Genomic DNA, 2,104 nt, shown 5'->3' on the forward strand with positions numbered 1-2,104 from the left:
GCCACCTCCACCGCCCCCAGGCCAGCCCGCGCCGTCCGCCACCAGGCCAGACGATCCCGTCCCCGCACCGGCACCTCACACTCCAACCGGGCAAAATGCTCGTCCTCCCACCGGCCCACGGCCAGGACCCCCCTCCGACGTGATCGCGACACGGTGGTCGCTGTCTTCATAGACGGGCAGTCCCCATTTGCCGATGACACAGGATCGCCAGGTCATAGGTTCTCCGGACAGTAGGAGTGATGAAAAGGCACCCCGAGGCCGGGAAACAGAGAACCGATTCCCTATCTCAACCAGCCCCGGAGGCCATGCGAAGAACCTAACGCCAACCGGCAATCGGAACGAGTCGCGTAACGCAGTAGTTCACCTGACACGCCACGTCCAACTACCACGCCCCGTGGTAGTTGGACGATCTACTGGACCTGCATGAAGTCGGCAAGCTCGCGTAGCTCCGAACTCAGCCTTCGCTTCCGGGAAAGCAGAACCGTACTCAGGACGTCCTTACCCTTGCGCTGGTGTCGCAGCCATTCCGGCGCGGTACGAAGCAGCAGCGTCAGCACACCGACCGCATCCCCGAAGTCACGAAGCGCTGCATGCGCAGCGGCCACATCGAGTAGATGACGGTTGTAGTTGTCCGACCGCCGCCGCTTCCCTGCGCCGTCGCGGACATCCTCCGCTATGCGCAGCACCCCACGCGNATCATCAGCGATGATCAGCGCCTCAGCCCGCTTCATCCGCACGACATTCGGATTGAACGTCGTGAAATACTGATGGTGCCGGCCAGTAATCCCCGACCCGGTGATCCTGGACGCGGCAACCTCGGCAAGCGACAAAAAGTCATCCGACGCATCGACTCGATTGTTCCGCACCGCCGCCGCCGAACCACGCAGCAACAACCANCCCCACGCCGACAGCTCCGCATCACTCGCCACCGACAGGCGCGGCTCCACCCGCGACGCCGTCTCGCGAGCAAGCCGCTCCGCGTCATCGAACCGCCCCTGACGCACAAACAGCCAGGACTGTGAGATAGCACCCGCCGCAGCCGTCAGCCGATCCCCGGAATCGAGAGCATCCCGCATCGCGTCACGAATCGCCGCATAGGCAAGATCGTATTGACGTACCTGAGTCAGAAACCAGCCCGCGACCTGGAAAATCTCCGCCCGCAGCCGCGCCGCCTCCCGACGATCACCCTCATTCTCCGCACCATCGACAAGCCCGTGACTTTCCTCGATCATCACCGGCAGCATCGCAGCCACAGCGCCGAAGTCGTCGGACTGGTAGACCCTGATCGCGTTTGACAGCGCATCTCGAAGCCGAGACTGCGACTCCTGTGCCGATCCACCTACCGGTGACCGCGAAACGCCGACGAGGCCGACAGCAGGCGTGAGAACCTGGCGTAGCGGCAGCAGATTCAGCTTCTCGTCTTCCGTTGCATCAGTCACTGGCCCAGGTGAACGTGCCCCGAACAGCGACGACGTCTCCGTATCCAGCGCACGGGCCAACGTGCGCAGCGTCTCGATCCGCGCGCTTCCACCCTGCTCGATCTTCCGCACCGTCGACACGCTCAACCCAGCCTCGTCGGCCAACCCCTCTTGAGAGAAGCCACGCCGCAGCCGGAGAGCCCGAAGACGAGCGCCCGGATCGTCCACCACTCCGCACCCCTCCCCGAACGTGCCCGTAATCAGGGTACGTGCACCTACAGCGCAACTCACCGACCTGCACAAACAGACCATACAAAGATCGTCGCCAATGTTCTCTTCCTTCTTTTTTCAAGGGCGGCCTTCGGCCGCCGCGTGTGACCTGGCGCACGCGCCGCGCGTCGCCGTGCGTGCCGCGCCTACGGGATCGCCGCACCCGGCCGGGGTCCCGCCTCCCTCCGGTCGGCACCCCGGCCGGAGCGTCGCCCCGTGGGCGCGTCGGCCCGTCGGCGTGTCGGAGCGTCAGGCCCCCCGCCAGAGGGTCCGTGACGACCGTGACGATCGGCGATGCTGATGCCGCTGGTCCACGCCGGTGCTCCAGGAGCCGCGCGACGTCCGCGAGGACGGTGCCGCTGCTGGTTGTTGGGGCTCCGCCCCAAACCCCGGCCCTCACTCTGGAGGAGGGGGAG

1 protein-coding gene is annotated in these 2,104 nt (G+C 65.6%); it reads right to left on the bottom strand.

Annotated features, from left to right (window positions below; translation table 11 throughout):
- Nucleotides 1–410: 410 nt before the first annotated feature.
- Nucleotides 411–1,649, bottom strand: a complete 1,239-nt coding sequence (locus ALLO2_RS20340; RefSeq protein ID WP_035734215.1) for a helix-turn-helix domain-containing protein — start codon at nt 1,647–1,649, stop codon at nt 411–413.
- Nucleotides 1,650–2,104: the final 455 nt, after the last annotated feature.

It is taken from the genome of Frankia sp. Allo2 (genome assembly GCF_000733325.1).
GTDB classification, from domain to species: Bacteria; Actinomycetota; Actinomycetes; order Frankiales; family Frankiaceae; genus Frankia; species Frankia casuarinae.